The 14,031-nt window shown below is 65.6% G+C and carries 19 protein-coding genes; 16 read left to right on the forward strand and 3 right to left on the reverse strand.

What is annotated here, in order from left to right:
• From hisB to IB259_RS27205, 11 genes are all read left to right on the forward strand, one after another.
• Complete coding sequence (gene hisB, locus IB259_RS27155; protein WP_013390948.1) at window positions 1-588, forward strand: imidazoleglycerol-phosphate dehydratase HisB; 588 nt, start codon at window positions 1-3, stop codon at window positions 586-588.
• 35 nt (window positions 589-623) lie between these two features.
• Window positions 624-1,319, forward strand: coding sequence for an imidazole glycerol phosphate synthase subunit HisH (hisH, locus tag IB259_RS27160; protein ID WP_054455503.1), 696 nt, complete (start codon window positions 624-626; stop codon window positions 1,317-1,319).
• Between the two features lie 56 nt (window positions 1,320-1,375).
• Window positions 1,376-2,116, forward strand: a complete 741-nt coding sequence (gene hisA, locus IB259_RS27165; RefSeq protein WP_054455505.1) for a 1-(5-phosphoribosyl)-5-[(5-phosphoribosylamino)methylideneamino]imidazole-4-carboxamide isomerase — start codon at window positions 1,376-1,378, stop codon at window positions 2,114-2,116.
• A complete protein-coding gene (hisF, locus tag IB259_RS27170; RefSeq protein WP_119449858.1) occupies window positions 2,113-2,931 on the forward strand; it encodes an imidazole glycerol phosphate synthase subunit HisF in 819 nt (272 codons plus the stop codon). The genes hisA and hisF overlap by 4 nt, the downstream gene beginning before the upstream one ends.
• A 283-nt stretch (window positions 2,932-3,214) precedes the next feature.
• Window positions 3,215-3,619: a phosphoribosyl-AMP cyclohydrolase gene (gene hisI, locus IB259_RS27175; protein WP_054455509.1), complete on the forward strand. Its 405-nt coding sequence runs from the start codon at window positions 3,215-3,217 to the stop codon at window positions 3,617-3,619.
• The gene (locus IB259_RS27180) at window positions 3,616-3,966 is read left to right on the forward strand and encodes a phosphoribosyl-ATP diphosphatase (protein ID WP_054455510.1); all 351 of its coding nucleotides are present in this window, start codon (window positions 3,616-3,618) and stop codon (window positions 3,964-3,966) included. Before hisI ends, IB259_RS27180 begins: the two co-directional genes overlap by 4 nt.
• 17 nt (window positions 3,967-3,983) lie before the next feature.
• Window positions 3,984-4,352 (forward strand): histidine triad nucleotide-binding protein, encoded by a 369-nt coding sequence (locus IB259_RS27185; RefSeq protein ID WP_054455512.1) that lies wholly within the window; start codon window positions 3,984-3,986, stop codon window positions 4,350-4,352.
• A gap of 14 nt (window positions 4,353-4,366) precedes the next feature.
• The gene (tatA, locus tag IB259_RS27190) at window positions 4,367-4,597 is read left to right on the forward strand and encodes a Sec-independent protein translocase subunit TatA (RefSeq protein ID WP_054455514.1); all 231 of its coding nucleotides are present in this window, start codon (window positions 4,367-4,369) and stop codon (window positions 4,595-4,597) included.
• A 71-nt stretch (window positions 4,598-4,668) separates the two neighbouring features.
• Complete coding sequence (gene tatB, locus IB259_RS27195) at window positions 4,669-5,193, forward strand: Sec-independent protein translocase protein TatB (RefSeq protein ID WP_125471990.1); 525 nt, start codon at window positions 4,669-4,671, stop codon at window positions 5,191-5,193.
• The gene (gene tatC, locus IB259_RS27200) at window positions 5,190-5,981 is read left to right on the forward strand and encodes a twin-arginine translocase subunit TatC (RefSeq protein ID WP_054455518.1); all 792 of its coding nucleotides are present in this window, start codon (window positions 5,190-5,192) and stop codon (window positions 5,979-5,981) included. The genes tatB and tatC overlap by 4 nt, the downstream gene beginning before the upstream one ends.
• Before the next feature lie 77 nt (window positions 5,982-6,058).
• Window positions 6,059-6,427: a helix-turn-helix domain-containing protein gene (locus IB259_RS27205; protein WP_054455520.1), complete on the forward strand. Its 369-nt coding sequence runs from the start codon at window positions 6,059-6,061 to the stop codon at window positions 6,425-6,427.
• A 26-nt stretch (window positions 6,428-6,453) separates the two neighbouring features.
• Here IB259_RS27205 and IB259_RS27210 read toward each other — a convergent pair whose 3' ends face one another.
• Entirely contained in the window at window positions 6,454-7,614 is a 1,161-nt protein-coding gene (locus IB259_RS27210; RefSeq protein ID WP_054455522.1) for a trypsin-like peptidase domain-containing protein, read from the reverse strand.
• A 19-nt stretch (window positions 7,615-7,633) separates the two neighbouring features.
• Here IB259_RS27210 and IB259_RS27215 point away from each other — a divergent pair, with 19 nt between their 5' ends.
• The 3 genes from IB259_RS27215 to IB259_RS27225 all read left to right on the forward strand — a co-directional run bounded on the left by IB259_RS27215 (window position 7,634) and on the right by IB259_RS27225 (window position 10,687).
• Window positions 7,634-8,410, forward strand: coding sequence for a Nif3-like dinuclear metal center hexameric protein (locus tag IB259_RS27215; protein WP_192330614.1), 777 nt, complete (start codon window positions 7,634-7,636; stop codon window positions 8,408-8,410).
• 268 nt (window positions 8,411-8,678) lie between these two features.
• Window positions 8,679-9,305 (forward strand): glutathione S-transferase family protein, encoded by a 627-nt coding sequence (locus IB259_RS27220; RefSeq protein WP_175180347.1) that lies wholly within the window; start codon window positions 8,679-8,681, stop codon window positions 9,303-9,305.
• A gap of 50 nt (window positions 9,306-9,355) precedes the next feature.
• Complete coding sequence (locus IB259_RS27225) at window positions 9,356-10,687, forward strand: MFS transporter (protein WP_192330616.1); 1,332 nt, start codon at window positions 9,356-9,358, stop codon at window positions 10,685-10,687.
• Between the two features lie 33 nt (window positions 10,688-10,720).
• On the opposite strand, the gene IB259_RS27230 is transcribed toward IB259_RS27225, so the two are convergent.
• Window positions 10,721-11,749 carry an AraC family transcriptional regulator gene (locus IB259_RS27230; protein WP_054455530.1) on the reverse strand — a complete coding sequence of 343 codons (1,029 nt, stop codon included), beginning with the start codon at window positions 11,747-11,749 and terminating at the stop codon, window positions 10,721-10,723.
• Between the two features lie 144 nt (window positions 11,750-11,893).
• Between IB259_RS27230 and IB259_RS27235 the strand changes: the two genes are divergently transcribed.
• Window positions 11,894-12,661 carry an aldolase gene (locus IB259_RS27235; RefSeq protein ID WP_175163688.1) on the forward strand — a complete coding sequence of 256 codons (768 nt, stop codon included), beginning with the start codon at window positions 11,894-11,896 and terminating at the stop codon, window positions 12,659-12,661.
• Window positions 12,662-12,778: 117 nt separating this feature from the next.
• On the opposite strand, the gene mscL is transcribed toward IB259_RS27235, so the two are convergent.
• A complete protein-coding gene (gene mscL, locus IB259_RS27240) occupies window positions 12,779-13,225 on the reverse strand; it encodes a large conductance mechanosensitive channel protein MscL (RefSeq protein WP_042795720.1) in 447 nt (148 codons plus the stop codon).
• Window positions 13,226-13,365: 140 nt separating this feature from the next.
• On the opposite strand from mscL, the gene petA reads away from it, so the two are divergent.
• Window positions 13,366-14,001 (forward strand): ubiquinol-cytochrome c reductase iron-sulfur subunit, encoded by a 636-nt coding sequence (petA, locus tag IB259_RS27245; protein ID WP_054455534.1) that lies wholly within the window; start codon window positions 13,366-13,368, stop codon window positions 13,999-14,001.
• Window positions 14,002-14,031: the final 30 nt, after the last annotated feature.

The following is a 14,031-nucleotide window of genomic DNA, read 5'->3' on the forward strand; positions in this document are numbered from 1 at the left end:
ATGCGTACCGCTGAGATCACCCGCAACACCAACGAAACCCGCATCCGCGTGGCCGTCAATATCGACGGCACCGGCAAGCAGACGATCGACACCGGCGTGCCGTTCCTGGACCACATGCTGGACCAGATCGCCCGCCACGGCCTGATCGACCTCGACATCAAGGCGGAAGGCGATCTGCACATCGACGCGCACCATACGGTGGAAGACGTGGGCATCACGCTGGGCATGGCCATCGCCAAGGCGGTCGGCACCAAGGCCGGCCTGCGCCGCTACGGTCACGCCTACGTGCCGCTGGACGAAGCGCTGTCGCGCGTGGTGGTGGACTTCTCCGGCCGCCCGGGCCTGGAATACCACATTCCCTTCACCCGCGCCCGCATCGGCGACTTCGACGTGGACCTGACGCGCGAATTCTTCCAGGGCCTGGTCAACCACGCCCTGATCACGCTGCACATCGACAACCTGCGCGGCGTCAACGCCCACCACCAGGCGGAAACGGTCTTCAAGGCCTGTGGCCGCGCCCTGCGCATGGCCATGGAAGTCGATCCCCGCATGGGCGACGTCGTGCCCTCCACCAAGGGCGTGCTGTAACACCTCCGCCATCCACCCGCAGCAGGCAGAAAGAAGTGACCACTATCGCCATCGTCGACTACGGAATGGGCAATTTCCATTCCGTCGCCCGCGCCCTGAAATACGCCGCCCCCGATGCCGACATCCGCATCTGCAGCCAGCCCCAGGAAATCGCCGCGGCCGACCGCGTCGTGTTTCCCGGCCAGGGCGCCATGGCGGACTGCATGCGCACCCTGAACGAATCCGGCCTGCGCGAGGCCGTGGTGCGCGCCGCGCGCGAGAAGCCTCTGCTGGGCGTCTGCGTGGGCGAACAGATGCTGTTCGATTCCAGCGAGGAAGGCGGCACCTCCTGCCTGGGGCTGTTCCCCGGCGTGGTGCGCCGCTTCTCGGGCCCCGGCTTTGCCGATCCCGTCAGCGATGACGCGGCCTGCCTGACCGACGCCGGCGGCGCCGGACTGGCCGACACCCGCCCCGAGCGCCTCAAGGTCCCGCACATGGGATGGAACAAAGTGCGCCAGACGCGCTCTCATCCTATCTGGGCCGGCATTCCGGACGAAACGCACTTCTATTTCGTCCATAGCTACTACGCCGACCCGGAAGATCCGGACCTGACTGTTGGTGAAACCGAGTATGGCCTTGCCTTTACCTGCGCGGTGGCGGCAGCTAACATTTTCGCGGTGCAGTTTCATCCCGAAAAGAGCGCCGAGCACGGTTTGCGCCTGTATCGCAATTTTGTAGACTGGCAGCCGTAGGCTCCGAGCCCACGCCCGCCAGCCCTTTCAACCCATATATTTTTTCGCTGCCCACCATGCTGCTGATCCCCGCCATCGATCTCAAAGACGGGCGCTGCGTGCGCCTGCGCCAGGGCGACCTGGACGATGCAACGGTGTTCTCTGAAGACCCCGCCGCCATGGCCACACGCTGGCTCGACCAAGGCGCTCGCCGCCTGCATCTGGTCGACCTGAACGGCGCCGTCGCCGGCAAACCCAAGAACGAAGCCCCCATCAAGGCGATCCTGGACGCTGTCGGCGACGACATCCCCGTGCAGATCGGCGGCGGCATCCGCGACCTCGACACCATCGAACGCTACCTCGACGCCGGCATCTCCTACGTGATCATCGGCACGGCCGCGGTCAAGAATCCCGGCTTCCTGCAGGATGCCTGCGGCGCCTTCCCGGGCCAGATCATCGTCGGCCTGGACGCCCGCGACGGCAAGATCGCCACCGACGGCTGGAGCAAGCTGACCCGCCACGACGTGCTCGACCTGGCCAAGAAGTTCGAGGACTACGGCTGCGAAGCCATCATCTACACGGACATCGGCCGCGACGGCATGCTGTCCGGCGTCAACGTCGAAGCCACGGTCCGCCTGGCCCAGCACGTGCGCATCCCGGTCTACGCATCGGGCGGCATCGCCGGCATCCAGGACATCGAAGCTCTCTGCGCCGTCGAGGAAGACGGCGTCGAAGGCGCCATCCTGGGCCGCAGCATCTACGAAGGCACGCTCGACTTCCAAGCGGCGCAGGCACGCGCCGACGAACTGGCAAAATGACCACCTCCAGCAGCACCCCCGCGGCCGGCGCGCCCGTGCAAAGCGCGCTGACCCGCCGCATCATTCCCTGCCTTGACGTCACCGCGGGCCGCGTCGTCAAGGGCGTGAACTTCGTCAACCTGCTCGACGCGGGCGACCCCGTCGAGATCGCCCGCCGCTACAACGAACAGGGCGCCGACGAACTCACCTTCCTCGACATCACCGCCACCAGCGACGGCCGCGACCTGATCCTGCCCATCATCGAGCAGGTGGCCTCGCAGGTCTTCATTCCGCTGACGGTGGGCGGCGGCGTGCGCCAGGTGTCCGACATCCAGCGCCTGCTGAATGCCGGCGCCGACAAGATCAGCATCAACAGCGCCGCCGTGGCCAATCCGGAACTGGTCCGGGCCGCCTCGGACTACCACGGCTCGCAATGCGTGGTGGTGGCGATCGACGCGCGCCGCGTCTCGGCCGCGGGCGAACCCGCCCGCTGGGAAGTCTTCACCCACGGCGGCCGCAAGGCCACCGGGCTGGACGCCGTGGCCTGGGCGCGCCGCATGGCCGCCTACGGCGCCGGCGAAATCCTGCTGACCAGCATGGACCGTGACGGCACCAAGTCCGGTTTCGACCTGGAACTCACCCGCGCCGTCTCGGACGCCGTGCCCGTGCCCGTCATCGCCTCCGGCGGCGTGGGCAACCTGCAGCATCTGGCCGACGGCGTCACCACCGGCCGCGCCAGCGCGGTGCTGGCCGCCAGCATCTTCCACTTCGGCCAGCACACTGTGGGCGAGTGCAAGCACTTCATGGCTGAGCAGGGCATCCCGGTCCGGATGTAGCCCCCCCGAAGCGCCTGCGGCGCTTCCCCCCCAGGGGGGCGCCGCAGCGGACCGGCAGAGCCCGGCTCCGCGCGGCCCCGCTTGTGTGGCGCCTCGAATTGCATAGGCCGGATTGCTTGGCACGCATTGAAAAACCCAGCTCGGCTGGCCTGGATTGGGGATAGTCTGGATCAGTTTGGGAGGCCCCTCTCAGGCGTGCAACAAGGTATTGCCGTAAGATTATGAGTCCCCACGCGCCAGTGGCGGCCTGCAAGGCGCCGCGCGAGGACAACGGATGAATGAGATGAGCAACGAACCCGCCTGGATGGCCGATGTCGTCTTCGACGAAAACGGCCTGATACCCGCCATCGCGCAGGACGCCGAAAACGGCCAGATCCTGATGGTGGCCTGGATGAACCGCGAATCGCTCGCCGAAACGGCCGCCACCGGGCGCGCCGTTTACTGGTCGCGTTCCCGCCAGCGCCTCTGGCGCAAGGGCGAAGAGTCCGGCCATGCCCAGGAAGTCCATGAACTGCGCCTGGACTGCGACGGCGACGTGATCCTGCTCAAGATCCACCAGCAAGGCGGCATCGCCTGCCATACCGGGCGCGCCAGCTGCTTCTACCGCCGCCTGGAAGGCCAGACCGACCAGGCATCCTGGATCACGGTGGACCCCGTGCTGAAAGACCCCGAACTGATCTACAAATGACCGCTCAAGCCGCAAGCGCCGCCGAAATCCTCGCGCGCATCGCCGATACCCTGGAAACCCGCCGTCCCGAAAACGGCGGCGATCCCCAAGCCTCCTATTCCGCCAAGCTGCTGGCCAAAGGCCCGGACGCCTTCCTCAAGAAGATCGGCGAAGAAGCCACCGAACTGGTCATGGCCGCCAAGGACGGCGTGCCCGACCGCATCGTCAGCGAAACCGCCGACCTGTGGTTCCATTGCCTGGTGGCCTTGACCCATTTCAAGCTTCGGCCCGAAGACGTACTGGCCGAACTGGCTCGCCGCGAGGGCCTGTCCGGCCTGGTGGAAAAGGCAAGCCGCCCGCAAGATTGAACACGGAACCCGGAAAAATGAGCGACAACTGTATTTTCTGCAAGATCGCCGCTGGCGACATCCCGTCCAAGAAAATCTACGAGGACGAGGACTTTGTTGCGTTCCACGACATTAATCCGGCCGCGCCGGTACATTTATTGCTGATCCCTCGACGTCATGTCACATCCATGCAGGATATTAAGGGGGAGGACGCAGAATGGTTGGGTAGAATGATGTCGTTAGCGCCGCGGTTAGCCGCTGAAAACGGTTGCAATCCGGGCCCTGATGGCGGATTTCGCATCATGATCAATTCTGGCGTCGAAGGCGGCCAGGAAGTCCCGCATCTGCATTTCCACATCATCGGCGGCTCGCGACCCTGGAAAGGGCGCGTGGCCCCCAACGCGTAATTCGGAGAAACATCATGGGTAGTTTCAGCATCTGGCATTGGTTGGTTGTCCTGGTCATCGTGGCGCTGATTTTCGGCACCAAGAAGCTGCGCAACATCGGCTCGGACCTCGGCGGCGCGGTCAAGGGCTTCAAGGAAGGCATGAAGGACGCCAACGGCGGCGACAAGCCGGCCGAACCGATCGCGCAACAACGCGTCTCCGGCGACACCATCGACGTGCAGGCCAAGGAAAAATCCAACTCCTGAGCGCCTGCTCGGCTCCCGGGCCGTCCTGAACAGGCCGGCCCTTATTGCATCCACTCCCGAGCGGCCGTCGAATGTTTGATGTCAGCTTCACTGAACTGATGGTGATCGGCGTCATCGCCCTGATCGTCATCGGCCCCGAACGCCTGCCCAAGGTTGCCCGCACCGTCGGCCACCTGCTCGGGCGCGCGCAGCGTTACGTCAATGACGTGAAATCCGATATCCAGCGCGAAATCGAGCTCGACGAACTGCGCAAGTTCAAGAGCGAAATGGAAGATGCCGCCCAGGGCGTGCAGAAGTCGCTGAACGAAACCCAGGCCTCGCTGCAGGAACCCGTCCAGCAGTTCCGCGCGGAACTCGACGAAGTCGCGCGCGAAGCCAACATCAAGGCCGAACCGGCCGTGGCCAGCGAAACGCCTGCCGAACCCGAGCGCAGCATCGCGCCGCCGCCCGGCCAGAACCACAGCCTGGACCTGGATCTGCCACCGGTGGCTGCGCCTGCGCCTGCCGCAACCCAACAACCCGCGCCCAGCGCGCCCAAGGCCGACGACGCTGCGCCCGCCGCCAAGCCCGTCGCGCCCTCCGGAACCCCGACGTGACCCAGGACGCCTCCCAAGAAGAAGGCCAGCAGGAGACCTTCATCTCCCACCTGGTCGAGCTGCGCACCCGCCTGCTGCGCGCCGCCGCCGCCGTGATCGGCATATTCATCGTGCTGTTCATCTACCCCGGCGCGTCGGCCATCTACGACGTGCTGGCCCAGCCGATGCTGGCTTCGCTGCCCGAAGGCACGCGCATGATCGCCACCGGCGTCATCACGCCGTTCATGGTGCCCGTCAAGGTCACGATGATGGCTGCGTTCATCCTGGCGCTGCCTGTGGTGCTGTACCAGGCCTGGGCCTTCGTGGCGCCCGGCCTGTACCGGCATGAAAAGCGCCTGGCGCTGCCGCTTATCGTTTCCAGCACTTTTCTGTTCATCGCGGGCATGGCGTTCTGCTATTTCGTGGTGTTCCGCACGGTGTTCCACTTCATCGCCACGTTCGCGCCGCAGTCCATTACGCCGGCGCCGGACATCGAGGCCTACCTGAGCTTCGTCATGACGATGTTCATGGCCTTCGGCATCACCTTCGAAGTGCCCGTGGCCGTGGTGCTGCTGGTGAAGATGGGCGTGGTCGAACTGTCCAAGCTGAAGGCAGCGCGCGGCTACGTGGTGGTGGGGGCCTTCATCATCGCCGCCGTGGTCACGCCGCCCGACGTGGTCAGCCAGTTCATGCTGGCAGTGCCTTTGTGCCTGCTGTATGAGGTCGGGCTGATCTGCGCCCGGCTGGTCACGCCCAAACCAGAAGCAGAGAGCGAGGCCGGTTCGGACTCGCTGACAGAACGCCACTGATCCCTTCGGACGGTCCTGCCCACAAAGCAGGACCGTTTCACCTTGTGGGCGGCCTGCGGCAACTCTACATTGCCCTTATGTCACTCGCCCAAAGACTGCATACCCTGATGCGCTGGCGCGGCATCAAAAGCCAGAACCAGCTGGCGCGCATTTCCGGCGTGCCGCAATCGTGCATCCATCGGATCCTCATGCGCGAAGACTGCTACTCGCCGTCTCGCGCCACCTTGCTGCGGCTGGCGCGGGCGCTGGACACCAGCGTGCCGTGGCTGACCGACGGCGTGGGGCCGGGTGGGGATACACCGCAAGACAGCGCATTCCCGCCGGACCATGCCCCGGACGGCTATTGCACGGAAATATGGGCGCTGCTGCGCACCCAATCCGAAAGCACCAAGAAAGCCATCCTGTCGGCGGTGCGCCTGATGGCCAAAGACCCCGCCGCGACCTGAGCTCCGTTCGCGGACCCGGCCCCGTCCTAGCGCGGCTTGCCCGGGCGCGTACCCACCACCACGGCCAGCTCGGCCGGCTTGCCGCTGCGCAATATTCCCAGCTTGGCGCTCTGGCCCGGCGGCAGCTGCGCGATCTCCGACAGCAGGCTGGCGGTATCCATCATCCGCTTGCCGTTGACCGACTGCACGATGTCGCCCACCCGCAGGCCGCCGCGCGCCGCCGGCCCGTCGCGCATCACGCCAGCGATGATCACGCCGGTGGTGTCGCGGTCCAGCCCAAAGGCGCGTGCCAGCTCCGGGGTCACGTCCTGCGGCTCCACGCCCAGCCAGCCGCGCTTGACCGCGCCGGTCTTGACGATCTCGTCCATGACCTTGCGCGCGATCTCGATGGGGGTGGCGAAGCCTATGCCCATCGACCCGCCTGATTCGGAATAAATGGCGGTGTTGATGCCCACCAGATTGCCGGCGGCGTCGACCAGCGCGCCGCCGGAATTGCCGGGGTTGATCGCCGCATCGGTCTGAATGAAGTTCTCGTAGGTGTTCAGGCCCAGTCCGTTGCGGCCCAGCGCCGACACGATGCCCAGCGTGGTGGTCTGCCCCACGCCGAACGGATTGCCGATGGCCAGCACCACGTCGCCCACGCGCAAGCCCCGGTCCGGCGCCAGCGTGGCAGCGGGCAGGGCGCGCAAGGTGGCCAGCTTCAGCACGGCCAGATCGGTGTCCGGATCCGCGCCCACCACTTTCGCGGTATCGCGGCGGCCGTCGGACAGCGCAACCTCGATCGCTTCCGCGGCCTGCACCACGTGGTAGTTGGTCAGCACGTAGCCGTCCTGGTTCACGATCACGCCGGACCCCAGGCTGGTCGAGGCCTGCCGCCGGGTCACGCCGGGCACCTGGCCAAAGAACTGGCGCAGCACCGGATCGTCGGGCAGCGGAATCAGCGGCACGTTAACGTGCTTGGTGGTGTATACGTTGACCACGGAAGGAGCCGCGCGGGCCACGCCCTCGGCATAGGACGCCGTGGCCTGGGTGCGCGCAGCGGGCGGTCTTGCGGCGGCCGCTGCGGACTGCGGCCCCGCCGCGGGTCCGGCCAGCCGCAGCAGGTCGGGCCGCAAGGTCGTCACGACGAATAGAATACCCAGGCAGACCGTGACGGCCTGAGCAAAGATCAGCCAATATCGGCGCATGATTCTGATAGGACTAGCTATGAGTAAAGTGGACTCCCACGTCCTGGCCAACTGGCTGGACGACACCCTGCAAGCGGCGCGCTTCAAGGACTATTGCCCCAACGGGCTGCAGGTGGAAGGCCGATCCGAAATCGCACACATTATCGCCGGAGTCACGGCCAGCGAAGCCCTGCTGCGCGTGGCGGTCGAGCGCGGCGCGGATGCGGTGCTGGTGCACCACGGCTGGCTCTGGCGCAACGAGGACCGCCGCGTCATCGGTACGCGCCGCGCGCGCATGGCCCTGGCCCTGAAAAACGACCTGAACCTGTACGCCTACCATCTGCCGCTGGACGCGCATCCTACGCTGGGCAACAACGCTCAGCTGGCGCGCGTGCTGGGCCTGACGCCCGCGCTGCGCGACGATGGTGCGCCGCAAACCTGTGGCCCCGACAACCTGGTCTGGCTGGGCGCCGCGCAAGGCGTGGCGACGCTGGGCCAGTTGGGCGAGCGCGTGGCCGAGCGCCTGGGCCGCCAGCCACTGGTGGTGGGCGACCCGGACATGCCGCTGGCGCGCGTGGCCTGGTGCACGGGCGGCGCGCAAGGCATGCTGGCTGATGCGGCGGACGCAGGCGCCAGCGCCTACATCACGGGTGAGGTCTCCGAATCCACGGTGCACCTGGCGCGCGAAACCGGCGTGGGTTTCATCGCCGCAGGCCACCATGCCACCGAACGCTACGGCGCGCAGGCGCTGGGCCAGGCGGTCGCGGAACATTTCGGTATCAAGGTCGAATTCGTCGACATCGACAACCCGGCATAACCGGCAGCGCCCCCAAAGACACGCCCCCGCAAGGGGGCGTTTTCATTGCACGGCGCGCTATGGCCGTGCGCGCCGCTCGCGCCCGAATCGGCAGGACTCGGCTAGGGGAAAACCAGAGGGCGCGATCAAGGCGGCGCCTGTGCGTCGCATCTGGTCAATCGCGGTTCTCTCCCTGTCAATTCCGCACCCAGTCCACAGCCCTAGCATTCCATGCAGCCGCCCGCTGCCGGCCCTTTCCGGCCGGGCCTCCTACACACGGAGCCATTGAATGCTGACCCTCTACGACCACCCGCGCTCCGGCAACTGCTACAAGGTGCGCCTCTTTCTTGCGCTCATCGGCCGGGACTACCAAAGCCGGTTCGTCGACGTGCTGGCCCGCAAGAACCAGACCGCGGAATTCGAGCGCGTCAGCGCCTTCCAGCAGATCCCCGCGCTGACCGATGGCGACACCGCCATCTGGGACAGCCACGCCATCCTGCTGCATCTGGCGCATCACTACGCCCCCGAATGGCTGGCGCCGCTGCCGCGCATCGGCGCCATGCATGCCTGGATGTCGGTATCCGCCAACGAGATCGCCAACAGCCTCCAGCCGCTGCGCCTGACACACGTCGTCAGCAACGCCGAAGCCGCGCACCACCTGGGCGTAAGCGAGGCCTTGCTCGACGTGCCTGGCATGCAGGCCCGCACCGACCGCGTGCTGCAACGCCTGAACCAGCGTCTTGCGGGCCACGCCTGGCTGGCGGGCGGCGATGCGCCGACCGTGGCCGACATTGCCTGCTACGGCTACCTGGCGCTGGCCGAGGAAGCCGCCGTCGACATCGACGCCTATCCCGCCATCGCGGCGTGGCGCAAGCGCATACAGCAGTTGCCGGGGTATGTGCCACCGGGTCCCTGAGGCCCGCGCACAACGACAAAAACCACTATTACAAGACAAGAGGGAACGACATGGACGCCATCCAGGCCGCGCAGCCTATAGCCCAATCACACAAGAAACCGAATCTGTTCCGGGTCGCCGTTGCCACGGTCATCGGCACCGCCGTGGAAGCCTTCGACTTCCTCGCCTACGGTACCGCCGCGGCGCTGGTGTTCAACAAGATTTTCTTCCCGCAGTTCGATCCCGCGACCGGCACGCTGGCGGCCTTCGGAGCCTTCGCCAGCGGCATGCTGGCGCGGCCCATCGGCGGCATCCTCTTCGGCCATTTCGGCGACCGCATCGGCCGCAAGTCCATGCTGACTCTCAGCCTGCTGCTGATGGGCATATGCACGGTGCTCATCGGACTGCTGCCGACCTATGAACAGATCGGCATCTCGGCGGCGGTGCTGCTGGTGGCGCTGCGCATCGGCCAGGGGCTGTCGTTCGGTGGCGAAATGGGCGGCGCCATGCTGATGGCGGTCGAACACGCGCCGCCCAAATGGAAGGCATTCTTCGGCAGCCTCCCGCTGGTGGGCGCGCCTCTGGGCATCCTGCTGTCGGTCGGTTCCTTCGCGCTGGTGACGCGGCTGCCGGAAGAGGACTTCCTGTCCTGGGGCTGGCGCCTGCCGTTCCTGGCCAGCGCCGTGCTCATCGTCGTCGGCCTGTTCATCCGCCACGGCATCGACGAATCGCCTGAATTCGAAGAGGTCAAGCGCGAGAAGGCGCGCAACAGACAGTCCGTGCAAGACAAGATGCCCCTGGGTGAACTGCTGCGCGCGCACGGCAAATCGCTGCTGCTGTGCATAGGCTGCAAGATCGCCGAGGTCACGCTGATCTACACATTCCTGGTGTTCTCGGTTTCCTACGCGGTGTCCAAGCTCGGCTTCAGCCGCGCCGACGCGCTGCATGCCTTGCTCTACGGCGCCGGGGTGCTGATGTTCACCATTCCGCTGTTCGGCGTGCTGGCCGACCGCATCGGCGCGCGCCGCGTCTGTGGCTGGGGCGGCATGCTGCTGGGACTCATGGCCATTCCGATCTTTCTCGCGGTGGGCAGCGGTTCGTTGATGGCATACAGTCTCGCCGTCTTCGTCGCCATGGCCTTCAACTACGCGATCATGATCGCGCCGCAATCCAGCCTCTACAGCGCGCAGTTTCCCGCAGAGCTGCGCTATTCCGGATTGTCCATCGGGGTCCAGTTCTCGGCCGCCATCGGCGGCGGGCTGGCGCCGCTGATCTCGGCCACGCTGGTGCAGAAATTCGACAGCATTCTTCCCGTCGGCGTCTATCTGGCCTTCCTCGGCATCGTGGCCGGCACCTCGGCGTTTCTCATGAAGCCCACGCCGCAGGACCTGCACCGCGCCTGACGCGCAGGCACGGCAAGAGCAGGCGGCGCGACGCTACGCGCCGCCGTTGCCGCTTCTGGCAGTCTTGCGGTACAAGGCCGGCGACATGCCGAAGCGTTCATGGAAGCGGCGGATGAAATGGCTCGCGTGCTGAAAGCCGCAAGAGGCCGCGATCTCCTTGACCTCGACATGCGCACGCCGCGGATCCTCCAGCGCTTCCCTGGCCAGCTGCAGACGGCGTTCACGCACGTAGCTGGTGTATTGCAGCGAGCGCATCTTGAACAAGCGGTGCACCCAGCGCGTGGTCACGCGCAGCACATCCGCCACCGCCTGCACCGACAGTTCCGGATCGGTGATGTGGGCATCGATGTAGCTGGCCAGCACCTGCCAGTTATCGGCGGGCCCGCGCGCATCGCCCGGTATCTTCTCCAGCGCCTGGCTGGTGTAGATCGAAGCCAGCAGCGCCAACAGCGCCTGTTCGGCAAACAGCGACGACGTCGGGTTCGATTCCGCCTTGTCGAAGAACACATGATGCAGGCAGCGATGGGCGGTCTGCACCATGGGCAGGACGGCCACGCCGCGCTGCGCGGTGAACTGCGACATCGCCAGGCTGTGCGCGCCCAACAGGCGCGACAGCGGCCCCTTGACCACCACAATGCGCGAATCGGTGTACATCCGGATTTCCGATGGCAGCGCGGTCGTGCGGAAGATGATGTCGCCGGGTTCCAGCGGCAGCGTCGCATCGTTCTGCACGATGACGCCGTGTCCGGCAATCACAAAGCTCGCCAGGAACTCCGCATGCTCCAGATCGGCCGCATGTTCCGCGCGGTGCTGCACGCTGATCGGCGTGGACTCCAGACTCACCACCAGCCCGCCCGCGCGCAGCCTGCAGGCCTGCAATAGCAGCCTGGGCGGTTCGGTCAGGGCCCTGAATTCGCCCGGCAGCACCAGCTTGTCCAGCTCGCGCTCGTAGCCTGCGATCTCCTGCGCATAGAAAGGGCGGAACTGGGGCGCAAAGTTCAGATCCGCCTCGGAACAGGCGGGCCGGGCGGATGGATTCACTGTCTGGCGGGCGCGTGGCATGCTCGGAACACTCAGTCGGGTCGGCCAACACTGGCCGAAAGGCGCCGGCCTTCCTGTCGCATTGAGTCAACCCTCGTTCGTGATCGGTCAATCGCTGGCGGCGGAGGCGGGCGTGTAATGGAGCCATTATCCCAAGGAGACCCCATGCTGGAAAAACAAGCCCATGCCGACGCCTTCTTTGCGCGCTCCGCGAACAAGCTCGACTTCGGGAACTGGAGCGAAGAAGAGAAGGTGGCCCTGAGCTGTCGCATTCTCGCCAGCGAAGGCCATTCGGAAACGCTGGCGGGCCAGATCACCGTACGCAAGGAAGACGGCACGTTCCTGACGACGCCCTTGGCCCAGGCCTTCGACGAGATCGTCCCGGCCTCGGTCATCCGCATCAACGACAACATGGAAGTGCTCGACGGCCCCGGCACGCCGAACCCTGCCGTGCGCTTTCACTTCTGGGTCTATCGCCAGCGTCCCGACGTGCAATGCATCATCCACACGCACCCGCCCCATGTATCGACGCTGTCCATGACGGGCCAGCCACTGGTCGTCGCGCACATGGACGCGACGCCGTTCCACAACGACTGTGCTCATCTGAAGGAATGGCCCGGCCTGCCCATCGCCGACCAGGAAGGCGAGATCATCTCGGCGGCGCTGGGCGCCAAGCGCAGCATCCTGCTGGCCAACCATGGCTTTCTGGCGGCCGGCTCATGCATCGAGGAAGCGCTGTACCTGTCGGTGCTGATCGAACGCGCCGCCCGCAATCAGCTGCAGGCGGCGGCCGCCTATGGCGAGGTGAAACCGGTGAACGATGCGCTGGCCGCCGAATCGCACGACTTCCTGCTCAAGCCCAGCATCGTGCGCGCAAGCTTCGCCATGTTCGCTCGGCGCGTCGAACGGCAAATGGCTGCGGAACGGGACTAGGGGAAGAAAACAGGCAGCGGATCGTTCAGCGGGGGCCGGCGTGCGCCGGCGGGAACGTCCGCCAGCCGCCGCCCGGATCCGCGTCTGCGTGGATTCCGGGCCTGCGGCAGCATCGGATCAGGGCTTTTTGAGCAGATCGCGGATTTCGCGCAGCAGCGCCACGTCTTCGGGCGTCGCAGCGGGCGCCGGCGCTTCCTCGGCCTTGGTGCGGGCCTTGTAGATGGCCTTGACCATCCAGAAGATCACGAACGCCAGCAACACGAAGTTGATGATGATCGTGACGAAATTACCCCACGCAAAAACGTTGGCGCCAGCCTTGGTCAGGTCGGCGTAGGTCATGGGGCCGTTGTAGCCGGCCGGCATCGACAGAACCAGGAACTTGTTCGAAAAATCGACCGAGCCTCCGAGGATGAAGTTGACCAACGGCATGACGATGTCCTTGACCAGCGAATCGACGATCTTGCCGAACGCCGCGCCGATGATGACACCGACCGCCAGGTCCACTGCGTTGCCTTTGACAGCGAAATCTCGGAATTCTTTGACGAAACCAGTCGCTTTGCTCATAAAAGCACTCCCTTCGTGATACGCCCGTGAGTGGGCTGGCGCTATAATACGCGGTTGCTATGTTGTTACAAATTCCCGCGAACCCGATGCCGCAGAAGTGATGCTACTCGTAGAGCGGGCGCATCAACAAGGATAGGAAGATGAGTCAGGATACGCTGGTGCACGATGATGACGGTGCGGTTGATCCCAACCTGCCACCTGATCCTTCGCGACGTTTCTGGGTTACCACCGCCTGTGCTGTGGGTGGCGTAGCAGGTGTCGCAACGGCAGTGCCGCTTGTGAGCACGTTTTCTCCCTCCGAAAAGGCCCGCGCTGCCGGGGCTCCCGTTGAAGTGGACGTCGGCGACATTCCCGTCGGCACCATGAAGACGGTTGAATGGCGCGGAAAACCGGTCTGGATCATCCACCGGTCGCCTGAACAACTCGCTGGTCTCAAGACCCAGGACGCCTTGCTGGCCGATCCTGATTCCAAGCGCCCCGGCTTCACGCCCAAATACGCCGAAAACGAAGGCCGCTCGCGCAAGCCCGAGCTCTTCGTCTGCGTCGGCATCTGTACCCACCTCGGCTGCTCGCCCACGTCCCACTTCGAGAAAGGCGGCAGCCTGGGCGCCGACTGGCAGGGCGGATTCCTCTGTCCTTGCCACGGCTCCACGTTCGATCTGGCCGGCCGTGTCTACAAGAACAAGCCCGCTCCCGACAACCTCGAAGTCCCGCCGTACCAATATCTCACCGACACCCGCATCATCGTGGGCGTCGATGAAGACAACAAGGCCTGACGCGCGCGTCGCGCTTTTTTCCCGAATTAC

This window comes from Achromobacter sp. ACM04, from assembly GCF_014851465.1.
Taxonomy (GTDB): Bacteria; Pseudomonadota; Gammaproteobacteria; order Burkholderiales; family Burkholderiaceae_B; genus Achromobacter; species Achromobacter aegrifaciens.

Bases quoted from the DNA above. Each gene is read 5' to 3' on its own strand.
- petA (WP_054455534.1), top strand. From the start codon at position 13,366: ATGAGTCAGGATACGCTGGTGCACGATGATGACGGTGCGGTTGATCCC.
- IB259_RS27230 (WP_054455530.1), bottom strand. From the start codon at position 11,749: ATGCCACGCGCCCGCCAGACAGTGAATCCATCCGCCCGGCCCGCCTGT.
- hisI (WP_054455509.1), top strand. From the start codon at position 3,215: ATGAGCAACGAACCCGCCTGGATGGCCGATGTCGTCTTCGACGAAAAC.
- IB259_RS27225 (WP_192330616.1), top strand. From the start codon at position 9,356: ATGGACGCCATCCAGGCCGCGCAGCCTATAGCCCAATCACACAAGAAA.
- IB259_RS27215 (WP_192330614.1), top strand. From the start codon at position 7,634: ATGAGTAAAGTGGACTCCCACGTCCTGGCCAACTGGCTGGACGACACC.
- IB259_RS27185 (WP_054455512.1), top strand. From the start codon at position 3,984: ATGAGCGACAACTGTATTTTCTGCAAGATCGCCGCTGGCGACATCCCG.
- IB259_RS27235 (WP_175163688.1), top strand. From the start codon at position 11,894: ATGCTGGAAAAACAAGCCCATGCCGACGCCTTCTTTGCGCGCTCCGCG.
- IB259_RS27220 (WP_175180347.1), top strand. From the start codon at position 8,679: ATGCTGACCCTCTACGACCACCCGCGCTCCGGCAACTGCTACAAGGTG.
- mscL (WP_042795720.1), bottom strand. From the start codon at position 13,225: ATGAGCAAAGCGACTGGTTTCGTCAAAGAATTCCGAGATTTCGCTGTC.
- IB259_RS27210 (WP_054455522.1), bottom strand. From the start codon at position 7,614: ATGCGCCGATATTGGCTGATCTTTGCTCAGGCCGTCACGGTCTGCCTG.
- hisF (WP_119449858.1), top strand. From the start codon at position 2,113: ATGACCACCTCCAGCAGCACCCCCGCGGCCGGCGCGCCCGTGCAAAGC.
- IB259_RS27205 (WP_054455520.1), top strand. From the start codon at position 6,059: ATGTCACTCGCCCAAAGACTGCATACCCTGATGCGCTGGCGCGGCATC.
- hisB (WP_013390948.1), top strand. From the start codon at position 1: ATGCGTACCGCTGAGATCACCCGCAACACCAACGAAACCCGCATCCGC.
- IB259_RS27180 (WP_054455510.1), top strand. From the start codon at position 3,616: ATGACCGCTCAAGCCGCAAGCGCCGCCGAAATCCTCGCGCGCATCGCC.
- tatB (WP_125471990.1), top strand. From the start codon at position 4,669: ATGTTTGATGTCAGCTTCACTGAACTGATGGTGATCGGCGTCATCGCC.
- hisA (WP_054455505.1), top strand. From the start codon at position 1,376: ATGCTGCTGATCCCCGCCATCGATCTCAAAGACGGGCGCTGCGTGCGC.
- tatA (WP_054455514.1), top strand. From the start codon at position 4,367: ATGGGTAGTTTCAGCATCTGGCATTGGTTGGTTGTCCTGGTCATCGTG.